Below are 15,296 nucleotides of genomic sequence, written 5' to 3' on the forward strand. Positions count from 1 at the left end.
CCCCAACAACACAACGCCGCAGGCACCAACCGCGCATCAAGCACCTCCGGCCCCCGCTCCTCCGCCTCCGCACGCACCTCGACCACAGCGCCAGCCCTCATACCCGCACCAGTTCGCGGAGGCGGGCGAGGCGGGCTGTGCCGATGCCGTCTACTTCGCCGAGTTGGGTTGTGTCGGTGAAGCGGCCGTGGGTGGTGCGCCAGGTGATGATTGCTTTGGCGGTGACGGGGCCGACGCCGGGGAGGGCGTCGAGTTGGGCTTCGGTTGCCGTGTTGAGGTCGAGGCGGCCCGAAGATGGTTGGGGCTGGGCGGAGCCGGAGCCGGAGGGGGCTGTGGGGCGACCGCCCGCGCTGATCGTTGCGCTGCCGAGTTTCGGTGCCGCGGGGTCGGCGCCGGACGGGCCGACCAGCACCTGGTCGCCGTCCGAGAGTCGCTGGGCCAGGTTGAGGCCGGTCGTGTCGGCACCGTCACGCGGGCCGCCCGCCGCGGTGAGGGCGTCGGCCACCCGCGCTCCCGTCGGGAGTCGCACCAACCCCGTCCGGTGCACCAACCCCACGACGCTGACCACCAGCTCGCCCACGGGTGAGCCGGGCTCGACAGGTTTCGGCCCGGTCCCGCTCTGCGCTGCCGTACCCGGCGGAGGAGCGGGTGCCGCGGCGTCAGCGGTCGAGTGCACCGCGGGCAGCGGCGGCACCGGTCGCGCGATCGGCCGCTCGCGAAAGATCACGACTCCGGCCACCACCATCGCCACCACGCCCACCGCCAGCAGGGTGCACACCCCGCGCCGCCCGGGGTCCACTCGGATTCCACGAAACCGCTCCGGCACCAACCGATCCCGCCACCCGCGTCGAGCCGTCGGCTCCGTCAGCCATCCCGGCGACCGCACCACCCCGACGTCATCGCCCGCAGCCTCGCAATCCGGCGCAGAAGCCAACACTTCCTGGTCCCAATTGCCTTCACGCCCTACGTTTCCGCTGCGCGCGCCGGACGGAGCCGCCGGCTCCGTCCGGTCCTTGCTCGACCGAACCTCCTCGACGTCGTCACCCACAGCCGCTCGGTCCGCCGCGAAGGCCAACGCCTTCCGGTCCCGACTGCCTTCACGCCCTGCCCCTCCTCGGTGCACGCCGGACAGAACCTCCGGCTCCGTCCGGATAGTGCGCGACTGCACCACCCCAACGTCACCACCCGCATTCCCGCGATCCACCGCGGCGGCCGACACCTCCTCGTCCCCATTGCCTTCGGGCCCTGAATCTCCTCGACGCACGCCCGGCTGAACCACCGGCTCCCTCCGGTTCCTGCGCGACCCTCCGGCCTCGATGTCGTCGCCCACACTGGGCACCTCATCGTCCGCCGCGGGAGCCAAACCTCCTAGAGCCCAGTTCACCTGGGGTATGTGACGTGCAATGTCCCCGCCGAGGCTCGCATCCGACACCTCCGCCAGTCGGGGTCGCTTCGCGCCGTCTGCCAGCCCACCTGGTCCTGAGTCGGCACCATCCACCGCGCCCGACAGCAACCCCGCACCCGGATCGGCACGGTCCGCGTCCCCTCGCGATTCGGCGCTTGCCGGAACCCCGTTCCGCGCATGCACATCCGAGGTTCCGTTCGCGTCGCCCCCCACGGGATCGCAGGGGTCCGCACCGCTCGACCGTGCGGCCGGTGCCGCGTCCGTACGCGAGGGCTCGGCAATCGGGGGCGCGCTGTTGCTCGGTGCCGAGTGCGTTCCCGTCAGTACCCGCAGCCCCTCGGCCTCCCACCGCTTCACCGCCAGCGCCTGGGACACGTGCGGTCGCCGGGCGGGGCAGGGTTTCGGGCTGGTGCCGTGGCCGGCGCGCACGCGGGCGGTCAGGGTGCCGAGTCGCTGGTGGGTGCGGTCGCGCTCTTGCTGTCGTGACATGGGAGCGAACGTAGTTTCGGGGGCGGGGCAAAGGGCTTGGCCGAACAGGTATTTCGCCTGTCTTGTGGACCGCCGTGCGATGGGGACAACTCGCCGACGACACGCAGACCGGCGGCCGGATCGCCGGTGCGCGCGCACTCGGATTCCGCGGGCTGATGCCAGACTTGGCGGGTGATCCGTTTCCGTTTCGGCTTGGCGCCGGTGGACCGAGTCGCCCCGTGGGGAGAGCAACGCCGGACGCTGCAGTGGTTCGCGCTGACCGAAGGTTGGTACGGCATCGACCTCGGCGGGCAGACCTTGCTGCGTTATTCCGCGCGCACCACCGAACTCCTGCGCACGCAGTCCGGCGGCGTGGAGACGCCTTTCGACTGCTACGTCGCCTATTACGTTGCCCGGCTGTGGGAGGACCTGCTGGCCCTGCTGCCCAGTGTGCTGGAACCGGTACCCGGGGATCTCGCCGATTTCATCGGTGCCGACGCCGAGGGCTGGCGGTGGTCCGAATCCGACGAGGCCGACGCCGCCACCACCTGGTACGGCGAACACACCCTGGATACCGGCTACCTCTGGTTCGGCCCGCATCTGCGCTGGTGGCGCACGGTCGACGGCACCGCCGACACCGTCACCCTGGCCTGGCACCACCCGCCGGATCCGGAGCACGAGATCGAGTTCACCGCACCGTCGTCCGGCCGCGTCAGCGTACCTACCGACGAATTCCGCAGCGCGGTAATAGAATTCGACCGCGCGCTGCTGTCCGCGATGGCGACCCGACTGCGCGAGTTCGAATCATCCGGCCCTCCGCCGGGTATCGATCTCGACCTCGACCACCTCGCGTACGAACAGGACGACCGGGCACGCTGGCTCGCCCGCGCGCTGAACCAGCGACCCGACACGGATTGGTCAGCGGTGCGGTCCGGAGCCGACGCGCTGCGCCGATCGTCGTCCGCCCTGCCCTGACCGGGCGGCTACGCGCAGCCGCCCGGCAGCACGAGCACGCCGACGGCCCCGAGCCCGAGGTGCACGCCGAGGGCGGGCCCGAACTCGGCCACGATCAATTCCCGAATACCGGGCACCAGCTCGCGCAGCTGGGTGGCGACGGTCTGTGCGGCCTCTTCGGCCCCGAGGTGCTGGACCGCGACCGCGGCACCGTCCTCCCCCGCCGCATCCACCGCTGCCGCAACGAGTTTCGCGAACGCTTTGGATCGGGTACGCACCTTCTCGCGCAGCTCCAGGCGCCCTTCGACGATCTGCAGCAGCGGTTTGGTGACCAGCTCGCTGCCGAAGAACGCGGCGGCCGAACTCAGCCTGCCGCCGCGGCGCAGCTGTTCGGTCCGATTGACCAGGATGAACGTGCGGGCGCGGCTCGATGCGGCGACCGCGGTGTCGTAGACGATGTCCAGTGCGGCACCCGTGCGGGCGCGCCGGGCCGCCGCGAGCACGGGCAGCCCGGTGGCGAGTCCCGCGCCGAGCGAGTCGACGAGTCGCACGCGATCGGCGGCGTCCATGTCCCGCACCGCCTGCCTGCCCGCCTCCCAGGTGCCGGAGAGCTGGCGTGAAAGATGCACCGCGACAACGCCGTCGCCGCCGCTGCGCGCCCAGGCCTGCTCGTACACGGCGCGCAATTCACCGGGTGAGGCGGCCGAGGTGGTCACCGTGTCGGCGGTGTAGTCGATCTCGATCGGGTCGATACCCTCGCGGATCGCGCGGTCACCGATCAGGACATGCAGTGGGACGACGTCGATCTCGAGCTCATCGACGAATTCGGCAGGAAGGCTGGCCGACGAATCTGTCACGACCACGACGGCCACGGACTACCGAACCTCCTGCAGAGCCTTCACCATCGCGTTGGCCACGGCCTCGTGCCCGGCCCAGCCCCAGTGGATACCGTCCGGGTTCGCGTCGCCGGAGAAGACGTTCTCGCGCACGGCTTCGGCGAGGTCGACCAGCGGCACGCCGGTGCGCTCCGACCATGCCCGCAGCGCGCGCACGGCGGGTTCGCGCCCGGTGTGTACGCGTCCGTAGGCCGCGCAGTCGTGCACCGACGGCAGCACCGCGACGAACGGCAGGTCGGGTCGCAGCTGCGCCAGCGCTTCGCGCGACTGCTCCAGGTAGTCGACGCTCACCTTCGGCGGAAGTGCCACGGGGCGACCGAGTTTCGAGAGTTTGGGCTGCAGCCAGTTGTAGGTCGCGCGGACTCCGCGGCGCACGCCGGGCGGGCGCACGTACCGGATCAGTTCGCGCAGCGCGGTCGGCAGCGGCGAAGGCAGCGAGTCCATCCCGCCGACCGCGAAGACCACCGCATGGGCGCGCGGCACGGCCGCCCACACGCGCGGGTCACCGATCAACGCCCAGTAGGCATCTCGGCAGGTCCAGCCGATCCGGCCGACCAACTCGACGTCCCAGCCGAGTTCGGCGCCGACGAGATTGGGCCAGATCTGCGGATGGTCCGCGGGCAGACCGCCTTTGGGCCCGAAGTACGACAGCGAATCGGCGATCACCAGCAGCACCGGTCGCTCGTCGGACGCGTCGGCCACGGCCTGCGGTTGCCCGGACACATCCAGGGCGTCGGCCGCGGATTCGGCGATCAACTCGGCCGCGTCGACCACCTCGGCGACCGGTGCGTCGAGCTCTTCGGATTCCACTGTGCCCGTGTCGGGCTCGGCCATCACGACCGTACCGGCAGCGGTGCCGCGTACTTCAGGGGGCGGGTCCACCGAACTGGCGGGCCGGGCGGAGTCGTCCGCGTCGGCGGCTCCCGGCGCGTCTTGCGTACCCGAATCCGTTCCGTCGGAGTCTGTTTCGGTCGCCGCGGCCGGGGCTTCCGGCGGCGGGCCGAACAGCGCATCCGGGATCGAACGTTCCGGTTTCGCCGAAGCTTTCCGGAACAGTTCGTCCGGCACCTGCCGAATCGGATCTTCAGAGGACATCCGGGGCCACCTTCGCAGCTGCGTTCCACACGTCGAGACGCCAGCCGGGCTGGTCGATGCTCGGACCGTGGCTGCTGAGCTGCACCCAGCTGGTATTGGCCAGTCCGCCGAGGACCGGCCAGTTGGCTGGCGGCAGGTCGAGCAGCGCGGCCGTGAGGCCTGCGATCAGCCCGCCGTGCGCCACCAGGATGATAGTCCGGCCTGGCCAGTCCTGCCGCTCGACGAGTAATTCCCGCACGACCGGCAGCGCCCGTGCGCCGACCTCCAGCTTGGTCTCCCCGTTGGGCGGCCGAAAGCCGGGGTTACGACGCCATTCCAGGCGCGCGCCGGGGTAGTCGGCGTCCACCTCCAGATGCGTCAGGCCTTCCCAGTCACCGAGATCGGTTTCGCGTAGCCGCTGATCGGGCACCACACCCAGGGCGGTGTGCTCGGCGAGCGCGGACGCGGTGTCGAAGGCGCGGCGCAGATCCGACGAGACGATGGCGATGGCATTGCGGGAAACGAGTTCGCGCGCAGCTTCTTTCGCCTGCCTGCGACCGAGTTCGGTGAGATCGGTGTCGATCTGCCCCTGCATCCGGTCGGCGGCGTTCCATTCGGTCTGCCCGTGGCGCAACAGGATCAACGTGCGCACGCTGGCATATTTGTTCACGACTGCCACCCGGCTACTCCCCCTCGTTCACTCGGCGTCGCTGTCCGCGTCACCGTTCACCGCCGCGGGCCGGTTCTCCGGCGCGCCGATGCCGTCCACCGGCACCACCGGGCAGTCTTTCCACAACCGTTCCAGCGCATAGAAATTGCGCTCGTCGTTGTGCTGGATGTGCACCACGACGTCGACGTAGTCGAGCAGCGCCCAGCGCCCCTCCCTGGTGCCTTCGCGCCGCACCGGCTTGTGCCCGGCTTCGCGCAGCTTCTCCTCGACGTTGTCGACGATGGCGTTCACCTGGCGCTCGTTCGGCGCGGAGGCGATGACGAAGCAGTCGGTGATCACCAGCTGTTCCGACACGTCGAGCACCACGACGTCGGTGGCCAGCTTCTCGTCCGCCGCCAGCGCAGCAACCTGCGCGATCTCGACCGACTCGACCGATGCCGTCATGCCCGCCCCTCGCTACGCATTTTCACTCAGCTACCTTCCGCTTCTGCGGCCTCGTACAGGTGCCGCTTCGATATGTACTGCACCACGCCATCGGGGACGAGGTACCACACCGGCCGGTTCTCGGCGGCGCGGCGACGGCATTCGCTCGACGAGATCGCCAGCGCGGGGATTTCGATCATGGTCACCGCGTCGGCCGGCAGGTCGCGCAGATGCTCTTCGAGATGATCGGTATTCAGCTCATACCCCGGACGGCTCACCCCGACAAACCTCGCCAGTTCGAACAGTTCCGCCCAATCCTGCCATGTCAGGATGTTGGCCAGCGCATCCGCTCCGGTGATGAAGAACAGCTCGGCGTCGGGATGCTTGCTGCGCATCTCGCGCAGGGTGTCGACGGTGTAGGTGACTTTCTCCCGATCGATGTCCGCGCGACTGACCGAGAAGCTCGGGTTGGAGGCGGTCGCGATCACGGTCATCAGGTAGCGGTCCTCGGCGGGGCTGACCTGTTTGTCCGCCTTCTGCCACGGCTGACCGGTGGGAACGAAGATCACCTCGTCGAGGTCGAACCGGTCGGCGACCTCGCTGGCGGCGACCAGGTGACCGTGGTGGATGGGGTCGAAGGTGCCGCCCATCACACCCAGTTTGCGGCCGCGCCGGCCTGTCTCTTGCATGAGTGCCGAGCTTAACCGGTCGGCTGCCGGTCGACGGGGGCGGTAAGCCGCCGGACAGGCGGCTGCGGGCAACCGCCCGCAGCCGTGCTATTCGGCGGATGCTTCCCCGTCCAGCATTTCGTCCAGCTGCCTGCGCGTCTCCGCGAGTTCGTCGCTCACCTCCGCGCTCGGGGCGGCCTGCTCGAGCTCCGCGATCAGCGCGTGCATCGCCCGGAACCACGGCCGGTCCGGTTCGGCGCCGTAGCCCCACAGCTGCAACCAGGCCGCGGAGCGCACGCACTTGGTCCGCGACACCACCTCGCCGAGTTCGCCGAACAGTTCGGCGGCACGCAGATACGCCGCCAGCGCCTCCTCGGGGCGTTCGCAGTAGTCCAGCGCCGTCGCGGCGGACCAGGCCAGCTCCGCGTGCAGCGCGCGGCGTTCCGGATCACGCTCCACCAGCCGGGCGCCCTCGGCGAACTGGCGCGCGGCCTCCTCGTGCCGGTGCAACGCCTTCAGCGATGCCCCGAACTGCGCGCGCACGGTGGCCAGCTCGGCGGCCGGATAGGGCACGTCGGCCGCCATGGCTTCCTCGAACAGCGCGACGGCCTCGCCGTGCCGGGCCGCCCGGTGGAAGGCGCGCGCCGCGATCACCGTGTGATGCAGCAGATCCGGTTCGGACAGTCCCTCCCAGCGCGCGCCCGCGCGCACCGCCGCGTCGGCCAGGTCCAATTCGCGACCGCGTTGTCCGGCCAGGGCGATGACGAGCTGCGAACTGAGCCGGGCCAGATGCTCGGCCGGCAATACCGCGACACCGATCGCCAGCGCCTCGCGCAGATGCCCTTCGGCCGCGGCCGGCGCGGCGGCGAGTTCCGCGGTGCCGAGTTCGGCGAGGCGCAGCGCCTCGGCCCGGCGGTCGTCGGCCGAGCTGCCCGCCCATTCCGCGGCGACCACCGTGCGTTCGACGCAGTCCGCGGCGGCGATCTCGTCCACCGCGGCACGCACGCTGACGACTTCGAGCTGCTTGCTGCGCAGTCCGAGCGGCAGCCGTTCCACCAGTGGTTGCGCGGCCAACCGCGCGGCGATCCGGGTGCTCACCGCGGTGTTGCCGTTGCGCAGGTCGTACCGGGTGCACAGGCCGGCGATCTCCGTATCGAGTTCGGCCAGCAGCGAATACGCGGTACCCCCGCCGATGGGCAGATAGCCCAGACCCAGCGTTTGCAATCGGCGCAGCAGGACGCTCACGCCGGTGATGAACGCGAGCCGCGCGCCCACGTCCGCACCGGGCTCGGTGAGCCAGCGGGCGTGCTCGGCGAGAATCTCCAGCCCGCGCCCCTCGTTCCCGGTGAGCGCGCAGAATTCGATGTGCTGGGCCACCGACGGCCGCAGGCTGTCGCTGTGCCGTACCAGCGGATACCCCGTCAGGTGCGCTCCCCGCGCCTCGGCGATGCGCCCGGTGCGCAGCAGCGGCAGCAGCGCCTGCGCCAGCACCCGGTGCGGCTCCTCGCTACAGCTGTGCGCGCCGTCGAGCACCGACTGCCAGTGCGCGAGCGCGGCCTCGTCGTCGCCGAGAGCCGCACTGCCGGTACCCCATTCGTTGCGTTCGCACGCTTCGCAGTCGGACATGCCATCGCGAGGCGCGGCCATGGCCTGCTCGTGCAGCCGGGCGCCCTGCTCGGCATCGCCGAGCTTGCGGGCCAGCTCGCCCCGCAGCGCGAACACCGGTCGCAGACTGTAACCTCGCTGCCGGTACCGATTTTCGAGCTCTTCGAACCAGCGGTGCACGGTCGGCAGCGGGATCGCCGGATTGTCGATCAGCCCCCAGGTCATCCATTTCAGGTACCAGTGCACCGAATACGTCAGCGGGCCCAGCTCGGCCGGGTACTGGTCGTAGATCTGCAACAGTCGGCCGTAGGCGACCGGCGCGAGGTCGCGCTCGCTCGCGTAGGCGTACGACTCGGCCAGCTCCAGCAGCACCCGTCCTTCGAGGTGCCGGTCGGCGGCCGATTTGGCCGCTGCCGCAAGCGTTTCCAGCCGTTCGACGCGAATCCGGCCGTGCGGCAACGAATAGACCTGCGCCAGCGCGTCCTTGATCTCGGCGGTGTCCACGTTCACTCCGTCTCGTCGCCGGTGCCGGTGGCACGACGCGTTGCCCAGCTGAGGAATTCGCCGAAGGCGCGGTTGAGCAGCGCGGTGTCGGCGGGGCGCAGCGGGCGGTGGGTCATCAGCAGGGCCTGGCCGTACAGCGATTCCACCGCGGTCTTCAGGAACGCGGGGTCGCTGATCCGGGACAACCTGCGCACGATCGGGCTGTGGTGGTTCAGCACCAGCTGAGCGCGCGGTGCGGCGGCATCGAGCGCGCCGAGGATCTCCGACCACAGCTCGTCCGCGCCGAGCGCGGTCTCGGCCCTGGTGCGTTCGTTGCGCGCGGCCCGGCCGTCCAGGTACAGCGCGGGCACCGAAAGCGGATGGAAGGCACGCAGAATCACGTCGCAGGACAGGGGATCGAGCACTGCGCGGGCCGTGGTCAGCACCGGGGTCAAGGCCAGTTCCTCGGCCGGGTCGACCGGATCGAGCGCCGCCGTAAGGGTATTCACGTCGAGGTCGACCACCTCGACATCGGGGAGTAGTCGCGGTAGCAACGCCACCAGCTCCCGGTCGTAGGCGTAGCCGCCGTTGACGATGCCGATGCCCTGCGCGGCCGCGGTCGCGGCCACCTGACGGAACTCCTCCACCGTCGAGGTGATCCGGATGACCGGGTGGTTGCGCGCGAAATCGGCGAGCGGCACCCGGCCGTCGGTGGTCTCGAAGTGCAAGTGCGGCAGCATGATCCGGAAGAGTGCGGGCGAATGCCGGGCCATCGCCTTGACCCCGAGCGCGTGCACCGCGAGGAACGCGGCCAGCCGTTGCGGCTGCTCGGCGGCGATCTCGGTGAGCCAGTCGCGCACCCGATCGCCGAGCACCTCGCGGATGATGGCGAGCCGCTCGTCCTCGTAGAGCCCCTCGCGGGAGGCGGTCGGCCGCAACGAGTCGGTGTCGATCACGCAGCGCACGAAGAACGCCCAGTCCGGCAGCAGGCCGCGGACGGCGTCACCGAGCAGCATCCCCTTCAGGTAGACCCGGTGCGCACTGCTTTCGGCCGGATTACCCGGCTGGGCAAGGACATACGCGACACCGGTGACCCCCGCGAGCTCCGCGTCCAGGTCGATCACGTCCAGCGGCGCGAAACCGAGTGTGCGCTCACCGAATTCGAGCAGCGCCGCCCGGCGCTCGGCCTGGGACGGATAGTCGCGATGCCACACCGCGGGTCCGTCGGTGACCGGCACGATGATGCCGTCGGATTCGACCGTCACCGCATACGGCAGCAGCGAACCGAATTCGCGGGCGAGTTCGATCACCCGGCGCGGCGCGAACCACGACTCGGCGCCCGCCCGCGGGGTGAGCCGCACCGTCGTGCCCGGCTCGGGATAGACCTTCGGTTCCAGCACGCGCACCGAATAGGTGCCGTCGGCGGCGGCCAGCCATTCGACCGGCGGGGCGGCGGGGTCGGCGGCGGAACGGGTGACCACCTGGATCGTCTCGGCCACCGTGAAGCAGGCCAGCAGACCGATCCCGAACTGCCCGAGGAACTCGCGACGCGCACCCTCGATCTCGTCCCGTTTCGAGGAGCGGCCGATGGTGGCCAGGAAGCGGTGCACGTCCGCCTCGGTCAGCCCCACCCCAGGATCGGCGATCCGCAGGCCGCGCTCGTCGACACTGATCCGAATCGCGGTGGGCGCCAGCCGGTCTCGCGCGGCCCGCGCGGTGACGGCGTCCACCGCGTTCTGCAACAGCTCGCGCAGATAGACGCGCGGGCTCGAGTACAAGTGGTGCGACAGTAAATCGACGATCCCCCGTAGATCCACCTGGAACGCATAACTGTCCGCCACCGCCGCCGCCCCGTTCGGCGTTCTTTCCACCATGGCTGGCGATCCTGCCCGAACGGCCCAATGGTTCTCTTAACGATCGCTGATGGCGGCGGATCGTTACACCGGGAGCAGGCGTGATACCACCGCGGTCAGCTGCCGGGCCGAGCGGCATTCGTGCATCTCGATGACGTCCTGGTACTTGTCGGCGGCCGAATCGCCCGACCCCCAGTTGGTGCGCATCTCCGGATTGAGCCAGTGCGCGTGTTTAGCGGTGCGCACGAGCGACCGCAGCGTCTCCAGGTCGGGATCGCGGTAGTTGGTGCGCGCGTCGCCGAGGATCAGCAGCGAACTGCGCGCGGTGACCGCGTCGGGATAGTTCCGGGCGAAGCCGGCGAGCGCGTTGCCGTAATCGGAATGCCCGTCCATGCCGACGACGCCGGCCTCGGTGAAGATCCGCGCCATCGCCTTGTCCAGCTGGGTGCGCGGATCGAAGAACCGGGTCACCTCGTCGGTCTGATCGACGAACGCGAAAATCCTTACCCGCGAGAACTGTTCACGCAACGCGCTGACCAACAACAGAGTGAAATTGCTGAAGCCGGCCACCGAGCCGGACACATCGCACAGCAGCACCAGCTCGGGCCGACCGGGCCGCGGCTTGCGGTTCACCAGATCGATCGGCACACCGCCGGTGGACATCGACTTGCGCAGCGTCTTGCGCAAATCGATCTCGCCGCGCCGGGAGTGCCTGCGCCGCACCGCGAGTCGCGAGGCAAGAATGCGAGCCAGCCGCTGCGTGCTGCGCCGCATCTCGGCGAGCTCGGATTCGGAGGCGCGCAGGAAGTCGACGTCCTCGGATTGCCGTGCGACGCCATAACTGGCGACGCGCTCGCGACCGATCCGCTCGGCCACCCGCCGCCGGGTCTCGGCCTCCACCGACGCGCGGAACCCGTCGATGCGCCCGCGGGCGGTGCGCCGGGCGATCTCGGTGTCGAACGGGCTGACGTCGGGTCCGGCCGCGAGCCCGGCCAGGATCTTGGCCAGCAAGGTCTGCGGCTGAACGTCTTTCAAGGCCTGATAGGCCGAGAACGAGGAACCGCTGGCGGACTGGTACTGACCGAGTTGATCGACGAGCTGGGCGGCGAGCGCTTCCAGTCTCGCCTCGGCCGACTCCTCGGTCAGCAACTGCGCGAGCAACTCGCGCAGCGCCGCGATATCCACCTCGCCCGCCGCGTTGCGCGGGATCTCGACCTCGTCACGCGCGGCGGTGCGCTCCCCCAGCGCGACCGGGAACCACAGATCGAACAGCCCGTCGAACGTCGCGCGGTGCGTGGTCCGGCGCAGCAGGGCGCAGGCGAGACCTTCGCGCAGCACGTCACGGTCGAGCAGGTCGAGCACGGTGACCACGCGACCCGCGTCCACCGTCTCCGACGGACCCACCGGGATGCCGCGTTCGCGCAGCGCCTCGACGAACCCGACCAGGTGGCCGGGCAGTCCGTGCGGCGCGTGCAACTCGGGTTCCGGCGCGGGCAGCGATCGCGCGGGCATCGGTCAGGCCAGCTTCAGCTCGGCCAGCGCGCGCTGGTGATCGCTCTGGTGTTTGAGCACCACGCCGAGCGTGGCGCGCACCGTGGTGTCGTCCAGATCGTGCAGGCCGAGCGCGAGCAGTGTGCGGCCCCAGTCGATCGATTCGGCCACCGAGGGCAGCTTCTTCAGCTGCATCCCGCGCAGCACGTGCACGATCCGCACCAATTGGGCGGCGACGGCGGCGGACAGCTCCGGCACCCGGCTGGCCAGGATGCGGCGTTCCAGTTCCTCGTCCGGGAAATCCAGGTGCAGATACAGGCAGCGCCGCTTGAGCGCCTCGGACAGTTCGCGGGTGGCGTTGGAGGTGAGTACCACGAACGGCTTGCGGCTCGCGGTGATGGTGCCCAGTTCCGGCACGGTCACCGCGAAATCGCTGAGCACCTCGAGCAGCAGACCCTCGATCTCGACATCGGCCTTGTCGGTCTCATCGATCAGCAGCACCGTGGGCTCGCTGCGGCGGATCGCGGTGAGCAACGGCCGCGACAGCAGGAACTCCTCGGTGAAGACGTCGGCTTTCGTTTCTTCCCAGTCGTTTTCGCTGGACGCCTGGATACGCAGGATCTGTTTGGCGTGATTCCACTCGTACAGCGCGCGGGCCTCGTCGACCCCTTCGTAGCACTGGAGGCGGACCAGCTCCGCGGCGGAGGTCTGCGCGACCGCGCGCGCCAGCTCGGTCTTGCCGACGCCCGCCGGACCCTCGATGAGCAGCGGTTTCCCCAGCCGATCGGCGAGGAACACCGAGGTGGCCGTGGCCTTGTCGGCGAGATAGCCCGTTTCGGCGAGCCGATCGATCACATCCTCGACCGAGGTGAAAATCGGCTCCTGGGGCGTCTCGGGAATGGGGGCCACGTGCAGTCCTTCCTTCGGAGGCGAGCGGAATGCGGACCGCTCGCCCCTCTACTTATACGGGCCGAATCTGGCCCTCGCCCCACACGATCCACTTGGTGGAGGTCAGCTCCGGTAGCGCCATCGGGCCGCGGGCGTGCAGCTTCTGGGTCGAGATGCCGATTTCGGCGCCGAAGCCGAACTGCTCGCCGTCGGTGAACGCGGTGGACGCGTTCACCATCACGGCCGCGGCGTCGACCCGGCTGGTGAATTCGCGGGCCGCGGCGATCTCGCCGGTGACGATGGCTTCGGTGTGCCCGGTGCCCCAGGTGTTGATGTGGTCGATGGCCGCGTCCAGGCCGTCCACCACCTTGAGCGCGATGTCGAGGGTGAGGTACTCCTCGCCCCAGTCCTTGTCGTTCGCCGGCACCAACCCGGGCAGGTCGCCGTGCACGGTGACGCCGTGCCGCTCCAGCGCCTCGATCAGCTTCGGCACCGCGGTAGTGGCGATGGCGTCGTCGATGAGGACGGTCTCGGCGGCATTGCAGACGCTCGGCCGGCGGGTCTTGGCGTTGAGCAGGATCTGCTCGGCCATGTCCAGGTCGGCGCCGGCGTGCACGTAGACGTGGCAGTTGCCGGTGCCGGTCTCGATGGTCGGCACCTGCGCGTCCCGGACCACCGCGTTGATCAGGCCCGCGCCGCCGCGCGGGATGACTACGTCGACCAGGCCGCGGGCCTGGATCAGATGGGTGACGCTGGACCGGTCCGCGCTGGGCAGCAGCTGCACGGCGTCGGCCGGAATGCCTTGTGCGACAAGCGCGTCCCGCAGGACGGTGACCAGAGCGGCATTGGAGTGCGCCGCCGAGGACGAGCCGCGCAGCAGCGCCGCGTTGCCGGACTTGAGGGTGAGGCCGAAGGCGTCCACCGTCACGTTCGGCCTGGCCTCGTAGACCATGCCGACCACGCCGAGCGGCACCCGGACCTGCCGGGTCTCCAGACCGTTGGGCAGCACCGAGCCGCGCACCACGGTCCCGACCGGGTCGGGCAGCCCCGCCACCTGGCGCAGGCCGGAGGCGATGCCGTCGATCCGGGACTTCGTCAACCGCAACCGGTCCAGCAGCGAATCCTCGGTGCCCGCGGATTTCGCCGCCATCAGGTCCTCGGCGTTGGCATCGAGGACGGTGTCGGCCGCCGCGAGCAGTGCGTCGGCGGCCGCGTGCAGCGCCTCGTTCTTCTGCGCCGTGGTCAGCTGGGCGAGCACCCGCGACGCGACCCGAGCCTTGCGCGCGGCCTCGTGCACCACCTCGCGGACATCCACATCGGACGCCGTTTCTACCGTCATGGCTACAGCCTACTGACCCGGTCCAGGGCGAATCCCACCGCTCGGCGCGACCGCCTAGCCTCGACGCATGGCCGAAAAGACGGACGTTGCCTCGATCGCGGTGCTCGGCAGTATCAACATGGACCTGGTGACGACGACGCGGCGGCGGCCGGTGCCCGGGGAGACGGTGCTCGGGACGGGGTTCGCGATGGTGCCGGGCGGGAAGGGGTCGAATCAGGCCATCGCGGCGCAACGGGCGGGCGGGTCGGTGCGGTTCGTGGGCGCGGTCGGTGACGACGTGTTCGCGGACGAACTGCGACGGGCACTGACGGATGCGGCCGTGAACGTGGATCGGCTGCGCACCGTGGCCGGGCCGAGCGGGGTGGCCGCGATCGTGGTGGACGACGGCGGCGAGAACAGCATCATCGTGGTCGGCGGGGCGAACGCCCGGCTGACCGAGCTGACCGAAGAAGACCTCGCGGTCATCGCCGACGCCGATATCCTCCTGTGCCAGTTGGAGATCCCGATCGAGACGGTCGCCGCGGCGGCCCGGCACGCCAGGGCGAACGGCACGACGGTGCTGCTCAACCCCTCACCGGCGCAACCGCTTCCTGCCGAACTCTGGGCGAATGTCGATGTGGCAGTGGTCAATTCGGGCGAAGCCGAGCAGCTCGGCGCCGAGCTGGACCCGGTGGCGCACGTGGTGGTCACCCGCGGCGGCGACGGCGCGGTCTATCGCGGGCCGAACAGCGAGATCGCCGAGCCCAGCCCGCACGTCGAGGTCGTCGACACCACCGGCGCGGGCGACACCTTCACCGGCGCGCTCGCCGCCGCCTGGCATCGCGGCCCCGAATGGGCGCTGAACTGGGCGGTCACCGCGGGCGCCCTGGCCACGACCAAACTCGGCGCCAGCACCTCCATTCCCACCGCCGAGGAGATCACCGGGGCGCTCGTCGCCGAATAGCCGAACGACACCGGCCGACGGGCGACCCGGCGAACGGTGGATCGTTCCCGGCCGGAACAGCCCGCCCCCGCACGCGAATCCCCTGGGCGACACCGGGTTCGACCCGGCGGGGTTGTTCCCCCGACCGGACCCGCGG

General features: G+C 70.2%; 13 protein-coding genes. 2 read left to right on the plus strand and 11 right to left on the minus strand.

All coding sequences use genetic code 11. The features are described 5' to 3' along the window. Positions 1 to 97 precede the first annotated feature (97 nt). Positions 98 to 799, minus strand: a complete 702-nt coding sequence (locus TY25_RS00115; protein ID WP_226887470.1) for a ComEA family DNA-binding protein — start codon at positions 797 to 799, stop codon at positions 98 to 100. A gap of 1,266 nt (positions 800 to 2,065) precedes the next feature. Between TY25_RS00115 and TY25_RS00120 the strand changes: the two genes are divergently transcribed. Then, positions 2,066 to 2,848, plus strand: a complete 783-nt coding sequence (locus TY25_RS00120) for a DUF5984 family protein (RefSeq protein ID WP_042253211.1) — start codon at positions 2,066 to 2,068, stop codon at positions 2,846 to 2,848. Positions 2,849 to 2,856: 8 nt separating this feature from the next. Here TY25_RS00120 and TY25_RS00125 read toward each other — a convergent pair whose 3' ends face one another. The 10 genes from TY25_RS00125 to TY25_RS00170 all read right to left on the minus strand — a co-directional run bounded on the left by TY25_RS00125 (position 2,857) and on the right by TY25_RS00170 (position 14,217). Next, complete coding sequence (locus TY25_RS00125; protein ID WP_042253212.1) at positions 2,857 to 3,699, minus strand: DegV family protein; 843 nt, start codon at positions 3,697 to 3,699, stop codon at positions 2,857 to 2,859. Between the two features lie 3 nt (positions 3,700 to 3,702). Then, positions 3,703 to 4,425, minus strand: a complete 723-nt coding sequence (octT, locus tag TY25_RS44585; RefSeq protein ID WP_081868590.1) for a diglucosylglycerate octanoyltransferase — start codon at positions 4,423 to 4,425, stop codon at positions 3,703 to 3,705. 382 nt (positions 4,426 to 4,807) lie between these two features. Beyond that, positions 4,808 to 5,467 carry a histidine phosphatase family protein gene (locus TY25_RS00135; RefSeq protein WP_042253247.1) on the minus strand — a complete coding sequence of 220 codons (660 nt, stop codon included), beginning with the start codon at positions 5,465 to 5,467 and terminating at the stop codon, positions 4,808 to 4,810. A gap of 27 nt (positions 5,468 to 5,494) precedes the next feature. Further along, positions 5,495 to 5,911, minus strand: a complete 417-nt coding sequence (gene rsfS, locus TY25_RS00140; protein WP_029899772.1) for a ribosome silencing factor — start codon at positions 5,909 to 5,911, stop codon at positions 5,495 to 5,497. A gap of 26 nt (positions 5,912 to 5,937) precedes the next feature. Beyond that, a complete protein-coding gene (nadD, locus tag TY25_RS00145) occupies positions 5,938 to 6,579 on the minus strand; it encodes a nicotinate-nucleotide adenylyltransferase (protein ID WP_014982670.1) in 642 nt (213 codons plus the stop codon). 87 nt (positions 6,580 to 6,666) lie between these two features. Continuing rightward, positions 6,667 to 8,667, minus strand: a complete 2,001-nt coding sequence (locus tag TY25_RS00150) for a tetratricopeptide repeat protein (protein ID WP_226887472.1) — start codon at positions 8,665 to 8,667, stop codon at positions 6,667 to 6,669. 2 nt (positions 8,668 to 8,669) lie between these two features. Further along, complete coding sequence (locus TY25_RS00155; protein ID WP_042253214.1) at positions 8,670 to 10,520, minus strand: HSP90 family protein; 1,851 nt, start codon at positions 10,518 to 10,520, stop codon at positions 8,670 to 8,672. 63 nt (positions 10,521 to 10,583) lie between these two features. Further along, positions 10,584 to 12,011: a vWA domain-containing protein gene (locus tag TY25_RS00160; protein ID WP_042253215.1), complete on the minus strand. Its 1,428-nt coding sequence runs from the start codon at positions 12,009 to 12,011 to the stop codon at positions 10,584 to 10,586. Between the two features lie 3 nt (positions 12,012 to 12,014). After that, positions 12,015 to 12,899, minus strand: coding sequence for an AAA family ATPase (locus TY25_RS00165; RefSeq protein WP_029899776.1), 885 nt, complete (start codon positions 12,897 to 12,899; stop codon positions 12,015 to 12,017). Positions 12,900 to 12,951: 52 nt separating this feature from the next. Then, complete coding sequence (locus tag TY25_RS00170) at positions 12,952 to 14,217, minus strand: glutamate-5-semialdehyde dehydrogenase (RefSeq protein WP_042253216.1); 1,266 nt, start codon at positions 14,215 to 14,217, stop codon at positions 12,952 to 12,954. A gap of 67 nt (positions 14,218 to 14,284) precedes the next feature. Between TY25_RS00170 and TY25_RS00175 the strand changes: the two genes are divergently transcribed. Beyond that, positions 14,285 to 15,160: a ribokinase gene (locus TY25_RS00175; protein WP_042253217.1), complete on the plus strand. Its 876-nt coding sequence runs from the start codon at positions 14,285 to 14,287 to the stop codon at positions 15,158 to 15,160. Positions 15,161 to 15,296 lie beyond the last annotated feature (136 nt).

The organism is Nocardia brasiliensis NBRC 14402, from assembly GCF_000308475.2.
GTDB lineage: Bacteria > Actinomycetota > Actinomycetes > Mycobacteriales > Mycobacteriaceae > Nocardia > Nocardia brasiliensis.